A 20,726-nucleotide genomic window follows, 5' to 3' on the forward strand; every position below is an offset into this window, starting at 1 on the left:
CGAGCGGACGCTCACCCGCCGCCGTCCGGATTCAGCCCACCTTGAAGTCGGCGGCCTTGGTGTCCAGCGTCGTGTCGCCGTCCTTGGCGGTGGCCAGGACGGCCACGTGCCACGCACCCTGCGGGGAGTCGTCGGCATCGGCGCGGGTGACGGTGACCTTGTAGGTGCATCGCTCGGTGTCCCCGCCCGAGGGCTTGCAGACGGCCGAGTCCACGGCGGCCATGTCCTTGGCGGTCAGCCCCTGCTTGGCGAAGGACGAGTTCGCCGGCCAGGCCAGCACCTTCACGCTCTTGACACCGGAGGACGCCGTGACGTCGGTGGCGAAGGTCAACGAGCCGGCGCGGTCCCCGTCGGGAGCGGTGTAGCGGGCCGTGCTGTGCGACAGCGTCGGAGACTGGTCCCCGGCGTAGGCGAGGGCGAAGGCACCCGCACCACCGAGCACGACGACACCGGCAACCGCGGACAGAACGATACGACGCGACATGAGGATTCCCCCGAAAGGTTCAGTTGGATCACACCGGCGCTCTCGGTGGCGCCGTGCACCCATCCTGGCCGCGCGGCGAGCGCCGGGTATGAGCACGTGTACTCAACTCCGGCCTGAGTAAAGGGAGTCGCAGGTGCCGACGCGCATCACCTAGAGGAACGGCGTACCGGCGTCCAGCCCCGACAACACCCTGCCGTACAACTCCAGATTCGCTGCGGGGTTGACGAAGGAGTGCAGATTCAGGGCGTTGAGATCCCGTACGGCACGTTGGACGGGGACCTCCAGGCGCAGCGACGACGCACCGGAGGCGGAACCGATCAGATCAACGGCCTCCTTGCACAGCCGCGCCACGTAACCGCTCTGGGCGCGGATCCGAGCGCGTTCCTCCGGCGTGTACCGGTTGCCGTCCGCGGCACGGGCATCGATCAGCGAGACGAAGTCGGCGGTGAGCAGTTCGGCACAGGAGATCTTCATCGCGGCCTCGGCGAACTGCAGATGGGTCAGCGGGGCTTCGTGCTGATGCTCGTAGAACGTGTAGGTGATGCCCCGCCGGTGGATGAGCTCGCCGAACTCGGCCAGCGCCGCCCTGGCCGGACCGAGGGCGCCGGCCGCCGTCCAGACGCAGAACAGCAGGAGGACGGGCATGCCGTAGAAGGGGTCGGCGCTGTTGAGCCGAGAGGGGAAGGAGCCGCTCAGCAACGGCCCCAGGGGCAGTGCGCGGTGGGCCGGGACACGGACGGCACGGGCCACGACACTGTTGCTGCCGCTCCCGGCCAGACCGGACACGTGCCAGTCGTCGACCACGTCGAGCTGGGTCATCGGAACGGCCGTCCACAGCAGCTCCGGTGGGCGGCCGTCCCCGGAGTCCGACACCGTGGTCAGCAGGTGCCAGTCGGAGTCCTGGCAGCCGGTGGCGAACGGGGAGGTGCCGTCGACGACGTAACCCCCCTCCGCCGGACGGGCCTTCGCCTTCGGGACGAGGGTGCCGCTGACCCGTACGTCGGGGTCGGCGAAGATCTCGTCCTGCGCCTCGTCCGGGAAGAGCGCCGCGATGAACGCGCACCCGGCCTGGATCAGCGTCGTGAACCCGGTCGACCCGCACGCGGCGGAGACCTCGCTCAGCACGTCGACCTGCGTACGCGCCGAGGACTGGTAACCGCCGTACCGGCGGGGGATGTTCATGCGATGGACCCCGGCGTCCGTGAGGGCGGTGACGACCTCGCCGGTCACCCGGCGTTCCTGCTCCGCGCGCAGGGCGTGCGAACGGATGAGAGGCTGAAGTTTCCGTACGCGTTCGACGAGTTCGGCGTCCGAGTTCGGTGCGGATGAACCAGCCAAGACAAGACCTCCGAGCCCGATGCGCGGGGAGAACTCTCACCGTGACGCCGAACCCGATGGGTGTCAACGCCCCCTTCAGGCCGTCCTGTTGATGCGGTCAGGCAAGATACATCGGATGGGTTACGGAGGATGGTCTGGTCCTGTTGACGTGCGGATCTCAGTCCAATGACCCCTTATGTGGCTTAACCCTGCGGCAATTCGCGGAGTGCTGAGGTTATTGACAGGTGCACAAGCCCCTCTTAGGTTCCCGATACACCCGATGTATCAAGGACCCGCTCTGGAGGACGACGATGACCTCACAGCCGGAGAAACACCCGCGGCCGCCCCGCAGAGCCGTACTCGGCACCGCGCTGGGCGGAGCCGCGGCGGTCGCGTTACCCGGTACGGCGCACGCCGCAGCACCGACGTCTGCGCAGGGGAGCACCGCACGCCCCTGGAAGCTTCGCGACACGATGACCGCCGACAGCGCCTGGGAGGGGTTCCTGCGCGCGCAGGACCTGCTGTGGACCAGGCTGCCCACCCTCTGGCACGAGGGCCCGTTCCTCGGTGACGGCCAACTCGGCAGCATGATCTACCAGGAGCCCGGCGCCAACCGGATCCGCTTCACCGTCCAGCACGGCCGAGTCCAGGACCACCGGCCCGAGTTCGGCAGCGGCTGGGGCACCTGCCGCCTCCCCGTCGGCCACCTCACCCTCGAACCGGCCGGCACCATCACCTCCGTCGACTGGCGGCTGAGCCTGTGGAACGCCGAACTCACCGGCACCGTCACCACCACGGCCGGCACCCTCACCCTCGCCGCCCTCATCCACGACGAGGTTCTCGCCGTACGCGTCACTGCCGACGGCGGTGAACGGGCCACCTGGACCTTCCACCCCGAAGAAGCCATCAGCCCCCGCAAGATCAGCGAGGCGCCGCCCTCCGGCTACACCGCCAACCCGCCCTGGACGACCCGCACCGCCTCGGACGGCACCGAACAGGTGCTCCAGCCCCTCACCGGCGGTGGCCAGACCGCCACCGCCCACCGCCGCACCGGCCACGACCTGCTGCTCAGCGTCGGTCACAGCCACCCGTCCGACACCGCCGCGGAGGCCGACTCGCTGCGCAACCTGAGCCGCGCGAAGTCGTACAGCGTGCTCAGGCAACGGCATACCAGCTGGTGGCACGCGTTCTACCGCAAGAGCTTCGTGTCGTTCCCCGACCAGCGCCTCCAGAGCTTCCACTGGATCCAGCTCTACAAGGTCGCCTCCGCCAGCCGCGCGGGCGGTCCCGTCATGGCCACCTGCGGACCCTGGCTGGAGCCCACACCCTGGCCCGCGGTCTGGTGGAACCTCAACGTCCAACTGGAGTACTGGCTCATCCACGCCTTCAACCATCCGGAGCTCGACTCCCTGGCCACCACCCTGCGCCAGAACCAGGAACAGCTCATCGCCAACGTGCCGGCCGCCTACCGCACCGACAGCTCGGGCATCGGCCGCAGCTCCGACATGTTCGCCAACCGCGGCGTCGGCCGACCCGGCACCGGAGCAGAGACCGGCGACCTCACCTGGGCCCTGCACAACGTGTGGCTGTCCTACCGGCACTCCATGGACCAGTCCCTACTGCGCGACACGATCTACCCCGTGCTGCGCCGCGCCATCAATTACTACCTGCACTTCCTCACCCCGGGCAGCGACGGCAAGCTCCACCTGCCCAGCACTCTCTCGCCCGAGTACCCCGTCGTCCCGCCGCAGGACACCAACTACGACCTGGCCCTGATCCGCTGGGGCTGCCAGACCCTTCTCGAGTCCGCCGAACTCCTCGGTGTCGACGACGAGTTGAAGCCGCGCTGGCAGGAGGTGCTGGCCAAGCTCACGCCGTACTCGGTCGACGCCAACGGCTTCATGATCGGCGCCGACACCCCCTACTCCCAGTCCCACCGCCACTACTCCCACCTGCTGATGGTCTATCCCCTCTACCTCGTCAACTGGGACCAGCCCGAGAACCGGGACCTCATCACCAAGTCGGTCGTCCACTGGCACGAACTGACCGGCGCCCACCGCGGCTACAGCTACACCGGTGCCGCCTCCATGTACGCCATGGCCGGCGACGGCGACACCGCGATCACCTACCTCCGCAAGTTCTTCGACCCCACCACCCGCTACCCCTGCCGGGCCAACACCCACTACACCGAGGCCGGCCCGGTCATCGAGACCCCGCTGTCCGCCTCGCAGTCCCTGCACGACATGTTCTGCCAGAGCTGGGGCGGGGTGATCCGTGTCTTCCCGGCCGTCCCGACCGCCTGGGCGGACCTCACCCTGCACAACTTCCGTACCCAGGGCGCCTTTCTGGTCAGCGCCGTCCGCAAGGCGGGAGTCACCCGCTTCATCAGGGTCAAGAGCCTGGCGGGCGAACCCCTCAAGCTCCGGCACGGCCTCACCGGCCGCCTCACCGCGGTTCTGGAGGACGGCACGGCGGCCCGCACCCACGACCTCGGTGACGGCGTCCTCGCCATCGACCTGCCCCGCGGCCGCGAAGTGCTCGTCCACACCGGCTCCCGTCCCGACCTGAGCATCACGCCCGTCGCCGTCAGCGAGCCGGGACCGGCGTGGGGACTGCCGTAAAGGCCGGCACAGGCAACACAACTCGGAGGACATCGATGGCAGTTCCGATCAGAACAGCGGTCACCGCACTCTGCGCCTCGCTGGCGGCCGCACTCCTCACCACAGCACCCGCACAAGCAGAACAGCACGACCAGTCCTGGTCCCTGTCCGCGGGAGTACGCGCCCCGCGCGCACAGGTCACCCTCGACGACACCACGGGCACGCTGAGCCTCGCGGTGTCCCGGGAGGGCCGTACGGTCATCGAAGCGTCACCCGTCGGCCTCGTCACCGAACAGGCCGACCTGTCCAAGGACTTGCGCTTCCTGCACCGCAAGGACCGTACGGTGGAGGAGCGTTACCGCACCAAGTCAGGCAAGCGGCTGGACCGCCGGGTCCGTATGAACGAGACCCGCCTGTCCTTCGCCACCGCCGCGGGCGCCCGTCTCGACCTCGTCGTGCGTGCCTCCGTGGACGGCATCGCCTACCGCTACGTCCTGCCCGCGGGAGCCGGTGACGTCCTCGGCGAGGCGTCCGCCTTCAACCTCCCCGCTGACGCGAAGGCATGGCTCGGCACCTACCGGGTCGACAACGAAGGCCAGTTCGCGCAGTACACCGCCGCCAGTGCACCCACCGGCGCGTACTCCGACCAAGCCCTGTTCTCGACCGACGGCGGCTACACGCTGCTCGCCGAGACCGACCTCACCGGCTCCTACTCCGGCGCCCGCCTCGCCCACACCCAGGGCACCGGCACCTATCGCGTCGAGCTCGCAGACGAGCGGGTGACGAGCGACGGCCCTCTCGCCACCCCCTGGCGGGCCATGGTGACCGGCGACCTCGCCACCGTCACCCGCTCCACCTTCACGGACGACCTCGCTCCCGCGTCCAAGGTTCGCGACAGCTCCTGGGTGCGTCCCGGTACCGTCCTGTGGACGTGGCTCGCGGGCGGCAGGGAGGCGGGTCAGAGTCTGGCCGCGCAGAAGGCGTACGTCGACTACGCGGCCGAACGCCACTGGCCCTATGAGGCAGTTGACGCCGGCTGGTACTACCGGCCGGGGGAGTGGGACGTCACCGACCCCGACTGGCAGACCGACAGCTGGATGCCGGAACTCGTCCGGTACGCCCGCGCCAAGGGCGTCGGCATCATCGTCTGGATCCACCAGCGCGACCTCGACACCCCCGCCGAGCGGGCCCAGTGGCTGCCGACCCTGGAGAAGTGGGGCGTGAAGGGAGTCAAGATCGACTTCATGAACTCCGAGGCCCAGCCCATGCTCCAGTGGTACGACAACATCCTCGCGGAGACGGCCGCCCACCACCTCATGGTCGACTTCCACGGCTCCACGATCCCCAAGGGCATCCAGCGCACCTGGCCGCAGGTCATGACCCTGGAAGGCGTCGCGGGCGAGGAGAAGCGCACCAACACCGCCGCCCACCTCACCACGCTGCCCTTCACCCGCAACGTCATCGGCTCCATGGACTTCACACCGGGGGCGTTCCAGCGCGTGGGCCTGCGGCCCAACTCGGACGCGGCCGAGGTCGGCCTCGCCGTCGCCTACGAGTCGGGGCTGCAGATGCTGGCGGGCACCCCGGAGTCGTACGAGGCCAGGCCGCTCGCCCGGGGCTACTTCGACCAGATCCCCGCGGCCTGGGACGACACCCGACTCCTGGCGGGCGCACCCGGTCAGGAGGCCGTGCTGGCCCGCCGCAGCGGAGCGCGCTGGTTCCTGGGCGGGATCTACGCAGGTGCCGCACGCACGGCCGAGGTGCCGCTGTCCCTCGGTGCGGGCCGGTGGCTGGTGGAGACGATCCGGGACGGGGCCGACGGTCTCGTCCAGGACCGGCGGGTGCTGCGGGGCGGCGACACGCTCGCCGTCGACGTCGTGGCCAACGGCGGCTTCGCCGGACTCGCCTGCCCCTGGCGGCCGGGCATCACCACCTGCCGGCGCTGAGCGCACTCCGTTCCGGGAGCCGGATTCGATCAGCGAGGACGCTGCTGATCGAATCCGGCTCGGCGTGCGCCGGGCCTCGCTAGGCTGGTGCCGGAGGTGCCCAAGTGGCCGTACCAGCAAGCGAGTTGCAGGACTCTCCCGAGTCCACGACCGTCGTGGTGATCGGCGCGGGCCCGGCCGGGATGACCGTCGCCACGCTGCTGCGGCACAGCGGCATCGACTGCGTCGTCCTGGAACGCCGCTCCCGCGACCACGTGGCGCAGCGCCAGCGGGCCGGCATCGTCGAGACGCGCGCTGTCCGCATGTTCGACTCCTGGGGGCTGTCGGACCGGGTCCTCGGCGGTGTCCCGTACGACGGCATCCTGGAGTTCCGGGTGGACGGCCACAGCCGGCTGGTGTCCGACAGCGACGGCTCCGACGGCCCGCCGGCTCGTCTGTGCCCCCAGCAGATCCTCGTGCAGAAACTCACCGCGACGTTCCTGGAGAACGGCGGCGACCTGCGCTTCGAGGCCGCCGACGTCTCCCTGCACGACCTGACCGGCGACCGCCCCACCGTCCGCTACCGCACACCTGACGGCACGCTCCGCGCGATCACCTGCGAGTTCGTCGCCGGCTGCGACGGCGATCGCGGCGTCAGCCGTACGGCCGTCCCGGACGGCGTGCTGACCACGTACGCCTTCGACCACGGCATCGGCTGGCTCACCGTCCTGGCCGACGCCCCGCCCCCGGCCCACCCCCTCCTCGCGACCAGCCGGGAGGGCTTCGCCGCCCACTTCCCCCGCGGCCCGCACGCGAGCCGCTACTACCTCCAGTGCCCGCCCGACGACGACCCCGGCGGCTGGCCCGACGACCGCGTCCGGGATGCCCTGCGCTCCCGGCTCGGCGATCCCGCCCTGGTCTTCGGCCCGATCACCGACCGCGAGATCTTCCGGCTCCGCAGCCTCGTCCACGACCCCATGCAGTACGGCCGTCTCTTCCTGGTCGGCGACGCGGCGCACATCGTGTCACCCATGGGCGGCAAGGGCATGAACCTCGCCCTGTACGACGCCGACGTCCTCGTCCGGGCCGTACGCGACTTCGTCCGAGGCGACGAGTCCGCCCTGCGCGGCTACTCGGCGCGCTGTCTGCGCCGCGTCTGGAACGACCAGGAGTTCTCCCACTGGCTCACCCGCACCCTGCACGACGCGGGCGACCGCGAACCCTTCCTGCGTCACCTGGCCCGCGCCCGCCTCGACCGCCTCTTCAACTCCCCGGCCGCGGCCCGCGCCTTCGCCGAACTCATGACGGGACTGGACCCGACCGGGGACGCGGTGCCCCGAGAAGTCCTTGGCGACCTCTCCTGAGGCTCGCCCAGCGGCGGGTGAGCCGACGGAGAGGGGGACCGTCACCGCCCGCCGACCGGTCCCTGAGCCACGCCGTGCCGGAACCGCCGCCCACGCTCCGCGGATCGCAGGGCGCACAGTGGAGGCATGACCGCAGACGAGGGGAACATCCTGGCCCGGGGACGCGTGGCGACCCGGCTGCCCGCCCAGGACCTGGACCGGGCCCGGCGCTTCTACGCCGAGCAGCTGGGTCTTGAGCCCGTCGACGAACGCCCCGGCGGACTGCTGTACCGCTGCGGGGGCACGGACTTCGCCCTCTTCCAGTCGGCCGGGTCGTCGCCCGGCACCTTCACCCAGATGGGATGGCAGGTCGACGACATCGAGACGGCCGTCTCCCAACTCCGGCAGCGCGGCGTGGTCTTCGAGGAGGTCGACGTCCCCGGCCTCCGCACCGAGAACGGCATCGCCGACGTCGACGGCAACTACCCGAGCAAGCACGCCCGGGGAGAACGCGCGGCCTGGTTCCGTGACAGCGAGGGCAACCTGCTCGGCATCGGCGAGCCGGTCCGCTGAACCGGGGTCCCGGACCTGGCGCGTGTCGTGGGCGGGCAACGGTTGTCACTGGCGTGTCACAGCACGCCGGGGCCCCACAACTTGTTCCCGGCTCGTCGTGTCGAACCCTGCGTTGCGACCGCCTTGCGGCCGAGACCAGTCGGTTGGACCAGCCGACTGACAGAGCGTCAGCATCCCACGGGGGGACCAGACATGAGCATCACCACGCGCAGCACCCGGCGTACCGCAGGCTCGGCCGCCGTCGCCGCGGCCTCCTTCCTGCTGCTGGCGGGAGCCGGCATCCTGGCCGCGCCGACCGCCTTCGCCGGCGTCCCCGGCGGCACCTCCGCCGCCGACCGCAACAGCGACTTCGACGGCGACGGGTACAGCGACCTCCTCATCGGCGTCTCGGAGGGCACCGTCGACGGCAAGGAGGGCGCCGGATACGTCACCGTCCAGTACGGCGCCCCCAACGGCATCGGCACCAACAACACCGTGCCCAAGGGCGAGGTCCAGGTCGTCAGCCAGTCGACCAAGGGCGTGCCCGGCACCTCCGAGACCGGTGACCGCTTCGGACAGGCCGTCGCGACCGGCGACCTGGACGGTGACGGCTTCGACGACGCCGTCATCGGCGCGCCCGGCGAGGACGAGGGCACCGTCGAGGACGCGGGCCGGGTGACCGTCGTCTACGGATCCGCGCACGGCCTCGACACCCAGCGCACCGCGACCTTCACCGCCGCCAAGCCCGCCGAGGGCGCCCGGTTCGGACACGCGGTGGCCGCCGCCCGGTTCACCGGGGACATCGACGGCGACCAACTCGTCGTCCTGGACCAGAAGGTGGGCCTGCACGTCTTCACCTACCACGCGGGTGTCCTGCGCCAGGTCGGCACCCCGCACGCCACCGGCCACACCCTCCAGAGCGCCTACCTGACCACCGGCGACTACGACCGCGACGGCTTCGCCGACCTGGTCGTCTCGGGCTACAGCCCTGACGACGACTACGCCAAGGGCTGGTCCGCCTACTACGCGGGTGGCGTCGAGGGCCTGAGCTACCGGCACGACCTGCACGGCGGCCTGGGCACCGCCTCCGGCGACATCAACGGCGACGGTTACGACGACCTCGTCGTCGGCCAGCGCAGCGGCGTGGACGAGACGGCCGGTGACGCCGACGCCCCCGGCGGCCTGGTCGGCGTCTACTACGGCGGCGGGGAGGGTCCCGCCGGTACGGAGGGCCCAGGCACGGCCCCGCAGTGGTGGTCGCAGAACTCCCCGGGCGTGCCCGGAGCGGGGGAGCAGCACGACGCCTGGGGCAACGACCTGTCCGTCGCCGACGTCGACGGTGACGGCTTCGCCGATGTGGCGGTCGGTGCGCCCGGCGAGGACGCGGACGGAGAACAGGGGGCGGGCGCGGTGTGGTTGCTGCGCGGCTCGCGGGAGGGCGTGACCGGCACCGGCTCCCAGTCCTTCGACCAGAACACCCCGGGCATCCCCGGTGCCGCCGAGGCCGGTGACGGCTGGGGCGCCCAGGTGCGCCTCGTGGACACCGACGGCGACGGCCGGGCCGAGCTGGTGGCGGCGGCGCCCGACGAGAACGCCGGTGACGGCGCGGTGTGGCTGCTGCCCGCGAGCGGCGACGGACTGCTCGCCGACGGGTCCCGCTCCTACGGCGCCGCCGCTCTCGGCGGCAGCGGCCACGGCGCCCGCTTCGGCGCCGTGATCGACGAGTGAGCGGGGCACATCCCTCGCGGGACGGGGGCCTTCACTCGGCGCTGCGCAGCGCGACCCAGGTGTCGTGCCCCACGACGCCGTCGGCGTCAAGGCCCCGCTCGTCCTGGAAGGCCCGGACCGCGGTCTCCGTGCCGGACCCGAACTCCCCGTCCAGGCCGGTGCTTCCCACGCTGTATCCGCGTTCCGTCAGCATGCACTGCACCTGCTGGACGCGTTTGCCGCTGTCGCCGAGCCGAGTGCGTCCGTTGCCGCCGTAGTAGGTGCACTCCGAGAGCCAGGGAGCGGTGTCGGTCCCGGCGGAGGGGGTGTCGGCGGACGCGGTGGCGGACGGCGTGGCGGACGGAGCCTGACCGGGGGGCGAGGAGGCGCCGCCCCGGTCGCCTGCGGAGCCCGAGGCCCGGGGCTTCGCCGAGGCGGCTCCCGCCGTCGGGTCGCGGTCCTCCACCGCGGCGCCGTCGACGTCCGGGCGGCTCAGTCCGCCGACGCTCGGGGACAGCGGACCGTCGGAGGCGCCACGGGGGCCGGTGCCGTCCGCACTGGTGGCGCCGGCTTTCGGAGAGGCGACGGCAGGGGGGTCCTGACGGACGAGCAGCAACGCCACCGCGGCCACGACACAGATCGTGAGAACCGCGGCGACGCCCAGTAACGCCTTCCTGCGGTGCCGGGCCGGGTCCCCGGACCGGCCCGGCGGGGGAGGGGCGTTCTCAGCCTTCACGGGCGACGGCGCATCGGGAGCGACGGGCAGGGGAGCTGGTTGGGGTAGACGCGCTGACAGGGGCAGCGGCAGGTCGCCCGCAGACCGCAAACGGCTCAGGTCCGCGACGGGCAGACGGTGCAGCGCCTCGTACGCCCGCTGTCGGGCGAGCACCTTGGTACCCAGGGGGTCCGGCCAGGTGGCGGTCACCGGGCGTACCCGGGCGGCGTCGATCAGCTCCTGCGGGGTGGGCCGCCGCGCGGGCTCCTTGTCCAGACAGGCGGTCAGCAGGGCACCGAGCTCCTCGTCCGCCGCCGAGATCTCGCCGACGACCTCGGGGTTGGGGTTCTCGTACGCCACCCGGTGCATCACGTCGACCCCGGTGCCGTCGCCGAACGGCGCACGGCCCGTCGCCGCGTAGACCAGTGTCCCGGCCAGCGAGAACACGTCCGAGGCCGTGTCGGACCGGCCCTCCCTCAGATGCTCGGGGGACATGTAGGCCGGGGTCCCCACCCGGTTGCCCGTGCCGGTGATCGCACTCGCGTCCGCGGCCTTCGAGATCCCGAAGTCGATCACGTGCGCGCCGCGGACGGACAGCAGCACGTTGGACGGCTTCAGGTCCCGGTGCACGATCTCCTCGACGGCGAGGGCAGCGAGGGCCTGCCCGAGCTCCGCCACCAGTCGCCACACCGCGGTCGTCTCCAGGGCGCCGTACTCCTTGACGGCTTCCGCGAGATCGAAGCCCGGGAGGTACTCCGTGGCCATCCACAGCAGCTCGTCCTCGAAGCCCGTGCCGCACAGTCGGGGTGCGTGCGGGGTGCGAAGTCGGGCGTGTACGGCTGCCTCGCGCTCGAAGCGGCGCCGGAACCTGGGATCCTCCGCGTACTCCGGCCTGATCACCTTCACCGCGACCAGACCCGGGCTGTCGTCCACGGGGCGCGCCAGAAAGACCCTTCCCATGCCGCCACTGCCGAGCAGCGCCACCGGCGCGTAGGGGCCGACTCGCCCCGGGTCGCCGAGCCGCAGGGGTAAGGCACCGGTCTGCCGCAGCGCGGCAGCCGCGTCGTCCGCCGACGCCGGCCGCTGTCCCGCCAAGAAATCCCCCGAAGTCACATTCGATGCACGCCAGTTCGCCCCCGGCGGGAGACGAGCGTAGCTCAGCTCGCGCATGTGTTCAGGAAATCGGTCACCTCCGTCACGCGGGTCACTTTCGAACGAGTGATCGTCCGGACGCGTCGGGAATGAACCCGCAACGGCAACGTGTTGTCGACCGCCGACCGACTCTCCTGTCACGGGTAGAAAGCAGGCTCATGACGTCCTCGCCCCGCATGATGCGCGCCGTCCGGCTCTCCGCTCCCGGTCCCGTGGACAACCTGCGGCCGACCATGCTGCCGCTCCCGCCCGAGAGGGACGGCTGGGTGCGTGTCCGCGTCGAGGCGTTCGGCCTGAACCGCTCGGAGCTGAAGCTCCGCCTGGGTGTGAGCGAGGGCGTCAGCTTTCCCCGGGTGCCCGGCATCGAGGCCGCGGGCATCGTCGACGCGGCCCCGGCCGGCAGCGGGCTGGCTCCGGGGCAGAAGGTCGTCGCGATGATGGGGGACATGGGGCGCACCTACGACGGCGGCTACGCCGAGTACACCTCGGTGCCGTTGTCCCAGGTCATCCCCGTCGACACGGACCTGCCCTGGGAGGTGCTGGGCGCCCTGCCGGAGATGGTGCAGACCGCCTACGGCTCGCTCACCGTCGGCCTGGACCTGAAGCCCGGCCAGTCCCTGCTGATCCGCGGCGGCACCTCCTCGGTCGGCCTGGCAGCCGCCGCGCTGGCGACCTGGCGCGGCGCCACGGTGCTGTCCACCACCCGGCGGGCCGACCGCCTCGCTCTGCTGGCGGAACGCGGTGTCGACCACCCGCTGCTCGACACCGGCGAGATCGCGCCCGCCGTGCGCGAGCTGTACCCGGACGGTGTCGACGCCGCCCTCGACCTCGTCGGCACGCCGACCCTGCCCGACACCCTGCGCGCGGTACGCGTGCACGGCACGGGCTGCTTCGGCGGCAGCCTCTCCAACCAGTGGACGGTGCGGGACTTCTCCCCTAACGAGTACCTGCCGAGGGGCGTACGCCTCGCGGGATACTTCGGCGACGCGTCCGACCTGCCGCGGGATGCCTTCCAGGAGATCCTGGACGCGGTCGCCGCCGGCCGGCTGGCCTTTCCCGTGGACCGGGTCTACGACGGCCTGGACCAGGTGCCGCGGGCCCACGACGACATGGAACATGACCGCGCCACCGGCAAGCTCGTCGTCCGGGTCCGGCATGAGGATCGTTGATGAGGGCCGGCGACCCGCCGGCTCCCGTACGGCTCAGGCGCCCGCCTCTTCCGGCGCCGGCCGCGCAGGAGTAGTGCGGGCAGAGGTGGGGACTTGAAGGGCAGGCCGGGCGTGGCGGCGTACCCATGGGGGCCGCACCGGCCAGGCTTCTCCGGTTCAGCCAACGAGCCGGGGAGGCCGCGTTCAGGTGAGGTCCACCCTTCTCCGCAGCCCTGACGGGAGGCGACGGCCCGCTCCGCACGGGAGTGGGGCCAAGCGGGCCGGAGGGCCGACCGACCGGTGTGAACCGTGCTGCGGCGGCTCGGTGCGAGACGGAGAGCGGGTCGGCGGTAGGGTGGCCGCACCGGTGGAGGTGGGTGGTGGCGGTGGAATGGCGGGAGTTCGCCGAGGCGATGGCCCAGCTCGCGCGGAAGTTGCTCGCGCAGGAGTCGGTGCAGGGCACGCTGGACGAGATCGCGGCGTCGGCCGTGCAGCTCGTGGACGGCTGTGACGCGGCCGGGATCCTCGCGGTCCGCAAGGGCCGGGCGGTCACGTTGTCCTCGTGCGGCGACGTGGTGGAGTCATCCGACCGGCTGCAGGGTGAGCTGGCCGAGGGCCCGTGCTTCGACCTCGCCGCCCGCGCCCACGGCGGGGACGGCGAGCGCGTGTTCCGGATCGCGGACATCACCGAGCCGCAGCCGGACTGGCCGCGGTTCGCCGCCGCGGCTCGCGACCTGGGGATCGGCAGTATGACCGGGGTGCTGCTCTACACCCACGACGAGGACTTCGGCGCGCTGAACCTCTACTCCCGCCGCCCCGGAGCCTTCGGCAAGGACATCGAGACCGCCGGCTGGATGCTGGCCTCGCACGCCGCCGTCGCCCTGGCCGACGCCCGCGCCATCGACCAGCTCGAGGACGCCATGAAGACCCGCCATGCCATCGGCGAGGCCATGGGCATCCTGATGGAACGGCACAAGCTGAGCGAGGACGACGCCTTCAGCGTGCTGCGCCGCATCTCGCAGCAGCACAACATCAAGTTGCGCGACGTCGCTCAGCGGGTCCGCGCGGACGGCGCCGGCCAGGCCTGACACGCCGTCCGGCCCGGCGCGTCACTCGTCCCGCGGACGCGACCTGCCGGTCGCCCGCGCACGGTCTGCGTACATGCCCTGAGCCCGGGTAGCCGCTGGAGCGACAAGCAGCCACGAGTGGTGAAAGCGACGAAAGAGCTCCACATGGTCATCCCGCTTATGAAGCAGCGGCAGACGAGGTGGGCAGGGACGATCATGCCGAACTGCGCTATGCCGCGGCCTGGGGCCCCGGCACGGCCCACGCCGCACAGGCGCGGCGGGATGTGCGTGCGGTCCTCGCCCACGCTGCGCGCTGCGACCGCCCCGCCGTCCAGGCGTCCCGGGTCACGGACGCCGAACTGGTCGTCAGCGAGCTCATCTCGAACGTTCTGCGGCATGCTCCCGGCCCCTGCACCCTGACACTGCGGCTGACCGGCACAGAGCTGTCGATCAGCATGCACGACACCTCGCCCGACGCGCCGGTGGTCCAGCCGCCCGACCGCCGCCGTGTCGGCGGTCACGGTCTGTACCTGGTGCACTCGGTCAGTGACAAAGTCGTCGTCACCCCGCGCGGCAGAGGCAAGCAGATCACCGCTCATCTGCGACTCGTCGCGAGTGACGACACCGGCCGCGGGGAGCCCGTCGACCGGACACGGCCCGACGAAAGGGGGAGCGCCGACTCCCTCGGCGCGGGTCCGCACGGCGTCATCCACGGCTCCGTCGACCCACGGGGGCGACGGAGCACGCGATCCGGCGGCGACAGCTCGGTCACCGCACACCGCTCATCGGTCGGCCCACCCCTGTAGCGCATGCCCAGGCGGCGGCCCCGCCCGGAGGGTCAACTCCGGCGCGCGACGACCAGCCAGGCGCGGGAGTCGAACCACACGCCGTCGCCGGTGTCGTGCGCGTCGAGAACCGCGCGCAACCGGTCGCGGGCACGATCGGCGCTCGCGGCATCGAGACCGGTGACCCATTCCCTCGCCATGCGCAGCTGGAGTACGGCAGCCAGCGCGCCCTCGGCGTCCGGGCCGTAACGGACGGGCTCGCGTACGTCGACGACGTCCACCGCGGTGAACCCGGCCGCGGTCAGGATGCCGGTCGTGACCTGCGGATCGGCCAGCGTGAAGGGGTCGGGGGCCGCCGGGGCGGACGCCGACGCCGCCGGGCCACGCGAGAGCGCCGCCCGGATCGCGGTGTGCCACTCCTGACGTTCGGCGGCCTGCCAGACCAGCTGCACGAAGCGCGCACCGGGACGCAGGGCCCGCCCGATGTTGGCGAACGCGGCGACCGGGTCGGAGAAGAACATCGTCCCGAACCGACTCACGGCCAAGGTGAAGTGCTCCGGCGGGAACGCGTGGTCCTGGGCGTCGCCCTGTGCGAAGTCGACATTGCGGAGTCCTTCCGCCGCGGCCGCACGGCGGGCCCGCGTCAGCATCGGCCCCGAGACGTCGATGCCGAGCGCGGTGCCCGGCGACGCCGCCCGGGCCGCGTCCCGGGTGGTCCGGCCGGTGCCGCAGCCGATGTCCAGGACACGATCACCGGGGCGGACGCCCAGGGCTTCCAGCAGTCGCTCGTGATGCCGGGCGAGCTCGGAGTCGTAGTCGAACACGGGAAGGCCTCCTCAAGCCGCGGGGCCGTCGCGGAGTACTCTCCGCGCGGTGTCGGTTCGGGGTCGACATTCAGGGGCAACCCTACGGCGATGTCGTACGAGGCCATCCGGCCCTGGCGCAGTTCGGTGAGCGAGCCGACGACGTCGGCGAGCTGGTCCGGGTGCTCCAGATTGGCAGGGAAGAACCCGTCGAGTCGTGCGGCACGGCGGATCGGCTTGGCGTTGCCCGGCATTCCGGCGGCCCACACGGGCACGCCCGGTCGCTGCACCGGTCGCGGCAGGAACGCGATGTCGTCGACGGTGTAGTGCTCGCCGCGGTGGCGTACCGGCTCGCCGGACCAGGCGGCGGACAGGACACCCAAGGACTCGTCGAGCATCCGCCCGCGCCGCCGGGCGTCGAGCTCCTCGCCGGTCCTGGACAGTTCGCCGGCGAACCGGTCGCTGCCGAGGCCCACGCCGAGAGTGAGACGGCCCTCGCTGAGCCGATCGAGTGTCGCGCTCTCGCGCGCCACCTTGGCCGGCCGCCGGCGGGGCAGCGCCGTCACCATCGGGCCGAGCCGGATCCGCTCGGTCACGGTCGCGATCGCCGCCAGCGCGATCCACGGTCGGCGACCTGCCGGACCGGCTCCCGCCGGCACAGCTGATCCCACACGAAGCAGCCGTCCCACCCCGCTTCCTCCGCGTCGGCGGCGATGCGGGCGACCGCGAGCGGGTCGGCGAGGCCGTCGAAGAGGGGCGGCCAGAGCGCCGACCGCAGCCGGTTCACGAGCCACCTACGGCCGTGTGCCGCACCAGAGCCGGCACGAAGTCCTCCCACACCGGACGCGGCAGATCATGCCCGGCCCCCTTGAGGACCAGCAGCTCCGCTCCCGGGATCGCGTCACGCAGCGCCTCGCCGTGCGGCAGCGGCAACAGCGGGTCGTGGTCGCCGTGGACCACGAGCGCAGGCGCCACGATGTCGCCGAAGCCACCGCGTGTCGGCCCTTCGGGCTCGATGGCGAAGTGGTTGACCAGGGTCGACGAGTAGTTCCTGGCGCGCGCCACGTCACGAGCGACCAATGCCCGGATCACGGTCTCGTCGAAGTACGGCGAGCCACCGGCGTACGCCCTCGCGCCCTCGACCACGTAGTCAACGACCGCGGCCTCGTCGGAGAGGTCCGGCTCGGCCGGCATGGCGAGGTCGCTCGAAGGCGGCGGGAGATCGTCGGCACCGGTCGAGGTCGAGACGAACGTCAGCGACGCCACCCGGTCGGGGTGGTCCACGCCGAGGACGAGTCCGACCCCGCCGAACATCGACTGACAGACCACATGGGCCGCCTCGATGCCCAAGGCGTCCTGGACACCGAGCACATCGAGGACCAGATCCGGGTACGTGTAGGCCGGTCGTCCCGGTGGGCAACAGGTCGAGCGACCGGTGTCCCGGTGGTCGTACCGGACCACGAACCGGCCGCGGGCGGCGAGCTGTTCACACAGGTCGGCGTCCCACCACAGCATCGAGGCGGCCGCCCCGGCGACCAGCACGATCGCCGGGTCCGCGCGGTCTCCGAAGGTCTCGGTGCACAGCTCGACGCCGTTGATGCCGAGGAGTTGCTCGCCGTGCGAGTGAGGTGAGGTCATGTTCTGACGCTAGAGCGCACGACTCCATTGTGAAAAGCGATGAATTCCGATCGACTCGATCGCCTAGGGCGATGTACTTCGTTACGGTGGGACGCGTGAGCACCGTCGAGTTGCGCCACCTGGCTGCGATGGCCGCCGTCGTCGAGGAAGGTTCGTTCGGCCGGGCAGCCGTCCGTCTGGGATACACCCAGTCGACGGTGAGCCAACAGATCGCCGCGCTGGAGCGGGCCGTCGGCGGTCCGGTGTTCGACCGCCCGGGCGGCCCCAGGCGGGTCCGGCTCACCCCCCTGGGCTCCGTGGTCCTGGACCACGGCCGCGTCCTGCTGGCGAGGGCGGAGGCACTGACCAACGCCGTGGACCGGTTCCAGGCGGGCGACGGCCGCATCGACATCGGCACCTTCCAGAGCGTGTCCAGCGTGATCCTGCCGTCGGTCGTACGCCGGCTGCGCGCCGAGCACCCCGGCTGCGACATCAGGCTGTCCGAGGAGGAGCCGGAGCAGCCCCGGATCGGTGACCTCGACCTGCTCTTCTACGACGGCCGCATCGACGGCGACGTCGAGCACCGCAAGCTGCTCGACGATCCGTATCTGCTGGTTTCGAGCGCCGGCACCTTCCCCGACGGTCCGGTGTCGCTGGACCGGCTCGACGGCGCACCGATGGTGGCCTGGCCGCTGACCTGCGACCAGCCGCTGGTGGAGCAGGCACTCGCCCGGAGCGGTGCCCGTCCGCAGATCGTATTCCGCAGCGCGGTCAACGACACCCTGTTGTCGATGGTGCGAGCCGGCCTGGGCTCGGCGCTGCTGCCCTGGCTCGCCGTCCGCGGTGTCGACGTCCCCTCCGACGACAGGCTCCGTGTCCACGAGCTACGGCCCTCCCTGCCGCCCCGGGAGATCTACCTGCACTGGCAGGCCGGACGCGTCCACTCACCGCTCGCCGCCCGTGCCGTCGAGGTCGCCGTGGAGGTCGCGGCCGCACTGGCACCGCCGCCACCCAGGGCCTGACGCAGGGCGGTTGGCCGCGATCGCGACCGGGAGCCGTCGCCCGCCGCGCCGCACCGGGGCGAGGCGCAGTGGGCCGTCGACGTACGGAACGAGCCCCTCCGTCCGGCAGATCCTGTTTCGCAACCCGCACCACCCGGGCGGCGAGCCAGGGCGGCCGGGCCGAGCGGCCTGCGGGAGGCCGCGGATCAGGGGTTGCCCCCGCGGATCATAGGGACCCCCGCGCGGTCAGGGGGTTCCCAGATACGTGGTCGCTTCGACGTCGTGCAGGTGGGTGAGGATGTCGTGCGCCCGGCCGAGGGCCGTCGTGTACCGCACGGGGTCGGGCCACCGGGCCCCGATGTTCCAGGTGGCGCGCTCCTTGTCCAGCCAGGCAAGCGCGGGAGCGGAAGCCGTGCGCAGGTCGACGAAGTAGTCGTCCTGGCGGGCCTGGTCCAGGGCGTGCTCGTTGGAGCCCGCCTTCGCGGCCGCGACTGAGCCTGCCGGTGATGTCTCCGTTCGTTCTGTCTCTTACGGCCCGGCCCGTCCGGCCCGTCCGGCCCGTCCGGCCCGTCCGGCCCGTCCGGCCCGTCCGGCCCGTCGTCCGGACGGGTCCTGTGCGGCCTCGGCCTCTTCGGCGTCCCTGGTGAGCTTGGCGATCTTCGTCTGTGCCACGGTGATGCCGCGGAGGATGAGGCGCAGGTGGGTGGCGGACTGAGGTACGGCGGCCTGGAGTTCTTCCAGTCGGCGTTGCTGCGCGGCGAGTTCGGCCCTGAGCCGGGCTGCCCGGTCGGGTGGTGGGGGAGGGGCTTGCCCGTTGAAGACGACGTTGTGCAGGGGCCGTTCGGTGTGGACGGCTTCGCGTTCGGCCGCGTGCGCGTCGTGGGGATAGTCGATCTGTATGCCGATGACGTGGGGCCCCCAGGACCGCTGCTGCAGGTGGGTGCGGACGCGTGTGAGCGGACACGTGGAGATGCCTACGTACAGCAGGCCTTCGACGCCGTAGAGCCGGTACAGGGCGGTGCGGCCGGCGGTGTGCAGACTGCCTTCCTCGTCGAACAGGCTGCGCAGGAACTGCGTGTCGATGTCGGTCATGACGCGGCCTTTCTCGGCTCAGGGCGCGCGGTGGCCGCCATGGCCGACATCGCCGGTTCTTTCAGGCCGGCAGCCGGGCGTCGACCACGCGCCGTTCGTCCAAACCTCCACGGTCCCACGCGGGTGTGACACCGCCCGCGTGTGCCGACGCGCCAGGCGTCGACACACGCAATCCGTAGGTGTTCAGGGTCGTGCCCTCCACGGCGATGGCGAAGACGTAGAGGCGCAGGAGGGCGAAGCGGCCCAGCCCTGCGAGGGCGGAGGCGCTCAGGTAGACGATCTGTTCGCTCAGGATGCCGGGGGCGGGCCGGACCAGGTGAAGGACGTATACGGCAGCGGTGGTGGCGAGGTAGGCGGCGGTCGCCGAGCCGGCGGACTGCCCGTGCTCCCGCCATCCGGCGCGGCGCCCGGTGCCGAAGGTGAAGTGGGCGTGGAGTTCGGTGCACAACAGGGTGGAGACGGCGGTGACCAGCGCGTTCGCGACGGCCCAGGGCAGGGTCATGGCCAGCAGCGGCACCGCGAGGCCGGAGAGAACCCCGACGCCGCCTCCCAGGATGACGAACCGTAGGAAGGAGACGACGGGGTTCAGGGCGGCCGGGGCTGCCGTCTCGGGCTTCTGTATGAGCGGCGACGGCATCAGGGTTCCTTTCAGAGGCTGCGGGCGGTGATGTCGCCGTGGGTGGTGGTGGCGCGGATGGTCAGGGTGGCGTCGGAACCCTCGGTGTTCTTGAGGGAGTTGTGGACGCGGCCGTAGGAGGTGCCGGCGTCCAGGGCGGCGGAGGCGGCGGTGGCGAGGGTGATGTCGCCCTTCTGGGTGGTGAGCACGAGGGTGCCGGTGAGGGCCTCGGCGATGGTGATGTCGCCGCGCTGGGTGCTGATCTCGGCGGGTCCGGTGAGGCGTCCGACGGTGATGTCGCTGTCGGTGGCGGTGAGGCGGATGCTCGCGGCCTCGTCGATCTTGACGGGGCCGTGGGCGCCTTCGAGGACGAGGTCCCCGAGGCGTCCGACGGCCCGGAACTCGGTGGCGGCCGCTGTGGCCTCGACATGTGAGCCGGTGGGGAGCTGGACGGTGATCTCGACGGATCCGGAGGGCCCGAAGTACTGGTTCTTGGCGGCCGGGGCGGTGATCCGCAGGACTCCGTCGTCGCCGTGGGTGATGTCGATCTGCTCGGCGGCCTTGGTGTCGCGGTTCCTGGCGGGGTCGGCGGGCCGGATCTCGACGGTGGTGTCGGCGCGGTCGGCGGCGATGACCTGGACGCGGCCGGCGGGGAGGTCGATGACGGTGGTGACGGGGGCGGGGGTGTCGAACTTCTGCATCAGGTGCTCCTGCGTTCGTCGCTGTTTCCGATGAACGAAAAGCTACGTTGCATTCACGATTCCAGCAACATACTCGTTGCGTGATACTCCCGTCATTGCAG

At 71.6% G+C, this 20,726-nt stretch carries 18 protein-coding genes and 2 pseudogenes; 9 read left to right on the top strand and 11 right to left on the bottom strand.

What is annotated here, in order from left to right; genetic code table 11:
* Positions 1 to 31 precede the first annotated feature (31 nt).
* Both H293_RS0107870 and H293_RS0107875 read right to left on the bottom strand, forming a co-directional pair.
* Complete coding sequence (locus H293_RS0107870; protein ID WP_020117336.1) at positions 32 to 484, bottom strand: DUF5707 domain-containing protein; 453 nt, start codon at positions 482 to 484, stop codon at positions 32 to 34.
* 150 nt (positions 485 to 634) lie between these two features.
* Complete coding sequence (locus H293_RS0107875) at positions 635 to 1,822, bottom strand: acyl-CoA dehydrogenase family protein (RefSeq protein WP_020117337.1); 1,188 nt, start codon at positions 1,820 to 1,822, stop codon at positions 635 to 637.
* A 290-nt stretch (positions 1,823 to 2,112) separates the two neighbouring features.
* Between H293_RS0107875 and H293_RS0107880 the strand changes: the two genes are divergently transcribed.
* The 5 genes from H293_RS0107880 to H293_RS0107900 all read left to right on the top strand — a co-directional run bounded on the left by H293_RS0107880 (position 2,113) and on the right by H293_RS0107900 (position 9,949).
* Entirely contained in the window at positions 2,113 to 4,422 is a 2,310-nt protein-coding gene (locus tag H293_RS0107880) for a glycosyl hydrolase family 95 catalytic domain-containing protein (protein WP_028807649.1), read from the top strand.
* A gap of 35 nt (positions 4,423 to 4,457) precedes the next feature.
* Positions 4,458 to 6,347, top strand: a complete 1,890-nt coding sequence (locus H293_RS0107885) for a glycoside hydrolase family 97 protein (protein ID WP_020117339.1) — start codon at positions 4,458 to 4,460, stop codon at positions 6,345 to 6,347.
* Between the two features lie 104 nt (positions 6,348 to 6,451).
* Positions 6,452 to 7,690 (top strand): 4-hydroxybenzoate 3-monooxygenase, encoded by a 1,239-nt coding sequence (locus tag H293_RS49220; RefSeq protein ID WP_259294440.1) that lies wholly within the window; start codon positions 6,452 to 6,454, stop codon positions 7,688 to 7,690.
* 126 nt (positions 7,691 to 7,816) lie between these two features.
* On the top strand, positions 7,817 to 8,242 hold the full coding sequence (locus H293_RS0107895) for a VOC family protein (RefSeq protein ID WP_020117341.1): 426 nt from the start codon (positions 7,817 to 7,819) through the stop codon (positions 8,240 to 8,242).
* Positions 8,243 to 8,434: 192 nt separating this feature from the next.
* The gene (locus H293_RS0107900) at positions 8,435 to 9,949 is read left to right on the top strand and encodes an FG-GAP repeat protein (RefSeq protein WP_020117342.1); all 1,515 of its coding nucleotides are present in this window, start codon (positions 8,435 to 8,437) and stop codon (positions 9,947 to 9,949) included.
* Positions 9,950 to 9,980: 31 nt separating this feature from the next.
* On the opposite strand, the gene H293_RS0107905 is transcribed toward H293_RS0107900, so the two are convergent.
* Positions 9,981 to 11,738 carry a protein kinase domain-containing protein gene (locus H293_RS0107905; protein WP_020117343.1) on the bottom strand — a complete coding sequence of 586 codons (1,758 nt, stop codon included), beginning with the start codon at positions 11,736 to 11,738 and terminating at the stop codon, positions 9,981 to 9,983.
* A gap of 233 nt (positions 11,739 to 11,971) precedes the next feature.
* On the opposite strand from H293_RS0107905, the gene H293_RS0107910 reads away from it, so the two are divergent.
* The 3 genes from H293_RS0107910 (at position 11,972) to H293_RS49225 (ending at position 14,816) form a co-directional block, all read left to right on the top strand.
* The gene (locus H293_RS0107910; RefSeq protein WP_020117344.1) at positions 11,972 to 12,964 is read left to right on the top strand and encodes a zinc-binding dehydrogenase; all 993 of its coding nucleotides are present in this window, start codon (positions 11,972 to 11,974) and stop codon (positions 12,962 to 12,964) included.
* Between the two features lie 365 nt (positions 12,965 to 13,329).
* On the top strand, positions 13,330 to 14,031 hold the full coding sequence (locus H293_RS0107915) for a GAF and ANTAR domain-containing protein (protein WP_028807652.1): 702 nt from the start codon (positions 13,330 to 13,332) through the stop codon (positions 14,029 to 14,031).
* 179 nt (positions 14,032 to 14,210) lie between these two features.
* Positions 14,211 to 14,816, top strand: a complete 606-nt coding sequence (locus H293_RS49225; RefSeq protein ID WP_020117346.1) for an ATP-binding protein — start codon at positions 14,211 to 14,213, stop codon at positions 14,814 to 14,816.
* 32 nt (positions 14,817 to 14,848) lie between these two features.
* Here H293_RS49225 and H293_RS0107925 read toward each other — a convergent pair whose 3' ends face one another.
* The 4 genes and pseudogenes from H293_RS0107925 to H293_RS0107935 form a co-directional block, all read right to left on the bottom strand.
* Entirely contained in the window at positions 14,849 to 15,619 is a 771-nt protein-coding gene (locus H293_RS0107925) for a class I SAM-dependent methyltransferase (RefSeq protein WP_028807653.1), read from the bottom strand.
* Positions 15,620 to 15,738: 119 nt separating this feature from the next.
* Positions 15,739 to 16,269, bottom strand: a pseudogene (locus H293_RS59965) (LLM class flavin-dependent oxidoreductase); the annotation flags it as partial.
* Positions 16,191 to 16,385 carry a hypothetical protein gene (locus H293_RS59970; RefSeq protein ID WP_259294442.1) on the bottom strand — a complete coding sequence of 65 codons (195 nt, stop codon included), beginning with the start codon at positions 16,383 to 16,385 and terminating at the stop codon, positions 16,191 to 16,193. The gene H293_RS59970 and the pseudogene H293_RS59965, both read right to left, overlap by 79 nt.
* The gene (locus H293_RS0107935) at positions 16,382 to 17,236 is read right to left on the bottom strand and encodes an alpha/beta fold hydrolase (RefSeq protein ID WP_020117348.1); all 855 of its coding nucleotides are present in this window, start codon (positions 17,234 to 17,236) and stop codon (positions 16,382 to 16,384) included. The genes H293_RS59970 and H293_RS0107935 overlap by 4 nt, the downstream gene beginning before the upstream one ends.
* 95 nt (positions 17,237 to 17,331) lie before the next feature.
* Here H293_RS0107935 and H293_RS0107940 point away from each other — a divergent pair, with 95 nt between their 5' ends.
* Positions 17,332 to 18,237, top strand: coding sequence for a LysR family transcriptional regulator (locus H293_RS0107940; RefSeq protein WP_028807654.1), 906 nt, complete (start codon positions 17,332 to 17,334; stop codon positions 18,235 to 18,237).
* 225 nt (positions 18,238 to 18,462) lie between these two features.
* Here the strand turns inward: H293_RS0107940 and H293_RS57165 are convergent.
* The 4 genes and pseudogenes from H293_RS57165 to H293_RS0107960 all read right to left on the bottom strand — a co-directional run.
* Positions 18,463 to 18,699: pseudogene (locus tag H293_RS57165) on the bottom strand (erythromycin esterase family protein); the annotation flags it as partial.
* 45 nt (positions 18,700 to 18,744) lie between these two features.
* Positions 18,745 to 19,308 (bottom strand): hypothetical protein, encoded by a 564-nt coding sequence (locus H293_RS0107950; protein WP_020117351.1) that lies wholly within the window; start codon positions 19,306 to 19,308, stop codon positions 18,745 to 18,747.
* Between the two features lie 61 nt (positions 19,309 to 19,369).
* The gene (locus H293_RS0107955) at positions 19,370 to 19,945 is read right to left on the bottom strand and encodes a GtrA family protein (RefSeq protein ID WP_020117352.1); all 576 of its coding nucleotides are present in this window, start codon (positions 19,943 to 19,945) and stop codon (positions 19,370 to 19,372) included.
* Positions 19,946 to 19,956: 11 nt separating this feature from the next.
* Positions 19,957 to 20,625: a DUF4097 family beta strand repeat-containing protein gene (locus tag H293_RS0107960; RefSeq protein ID WP_020117353.1), complete on the bottom strand. Its 669-nt coding sequence runs from the start codon at positions 20,623 to 20,625 to the stop codon at positions 19,957 to 19,959.
* Positions 20,626 to 20,726: the final 101 nt, after the last annotated feature.

The sequence above is a fragment of the Streptomyces canus 299MFChir4.1 genome (assembly GCF_000383615.1).
In the GTDB taxonomy this organism is placed as follows: domain Bacteria; phylum Actinomycetota; class Actinomycetes; order Streptomycetales; family Streptomycetaceae; genus Streptomyces; species Streptomyces canus_C.

What these genes read in the sequence shown, in the direction of transcription:
- H293_RS0107870 (WP_020117336.1), bottom strand. Translation starts at nt 484, where the DNA reads ATGTCGCGTCGTATCGTTCTGTCCGCGGTTGCCGGTGTCGTCGTGCTC.
- H293_RS0107880 (WP_028807649.1), top strand. Translation starts at nt 2,113, where the DNA reads ATGACCTCACAGCCGGAGAAACACCCGCGGCCGCCCCGCAGAGCCGTA.
- H293_RS0107885 (WP_020117339.1), top strand. Translation starts at nt 4,458, where the DNA reads ATGGCAGTTCCGATCAGAACAGCGGTCACCGCACTCTGCGCCTCGCTG.
- H293_RS0107895 (WP_020117341.1), top strand. Translation starts at nt 7,817, where the DNA reads ATGACCGCAGACGAGGGGAACATCCTGGCCCGGGGACGCGTGGCGACC.
- H293_RS0107900 (WP_020117342.1), top strand. Translation starts at nt 8,435, where the DNA reads ATGAGCATCACCACGCGCAGCACCCGGCGTACCGCAGGCTCGGCCGCC.
- H293_RS0107910 (WP_020117344.1), top strand. Translation starts at nt 11,972, where the DNA reads ATGATGCGCGCCGTCCGGCTCTCCGCTCCCGGTCCCGTGGACAACCTG.
- H293_RS0107935 (WP_020117348.1), bottom strand. Translation starts at nt 17,236, where the DNA reads ATGACCTCACCTCACTCGCACGGCGAGCAACTCCTCGGCATCAACGGC.
- H293_RS0107950 (WP_020117351.1), bottom strand. Translation starts at nt 19,308, where the DNA reads ATGACCGACATCGACACGCAGTTCCTGCGCAGCCTGTTCGACGAGGAA.
- H293_RS0107955 (WP_020117352.1), bottom strand. Translation starts at nt 19,945, where the DNA reads ATGCCGTCGCCGCTCATACAGAAGCCCGAGACGGCAGCCCCGGCCGCC.
- H293_RS0107960 (WP_020117353.1), bottom strand. Translation starts at nt 20,625, where the DNA reads ATGCAGAAGTTCGACACCCCCGCCCCCGTCACCACCGTCATCGACCTC.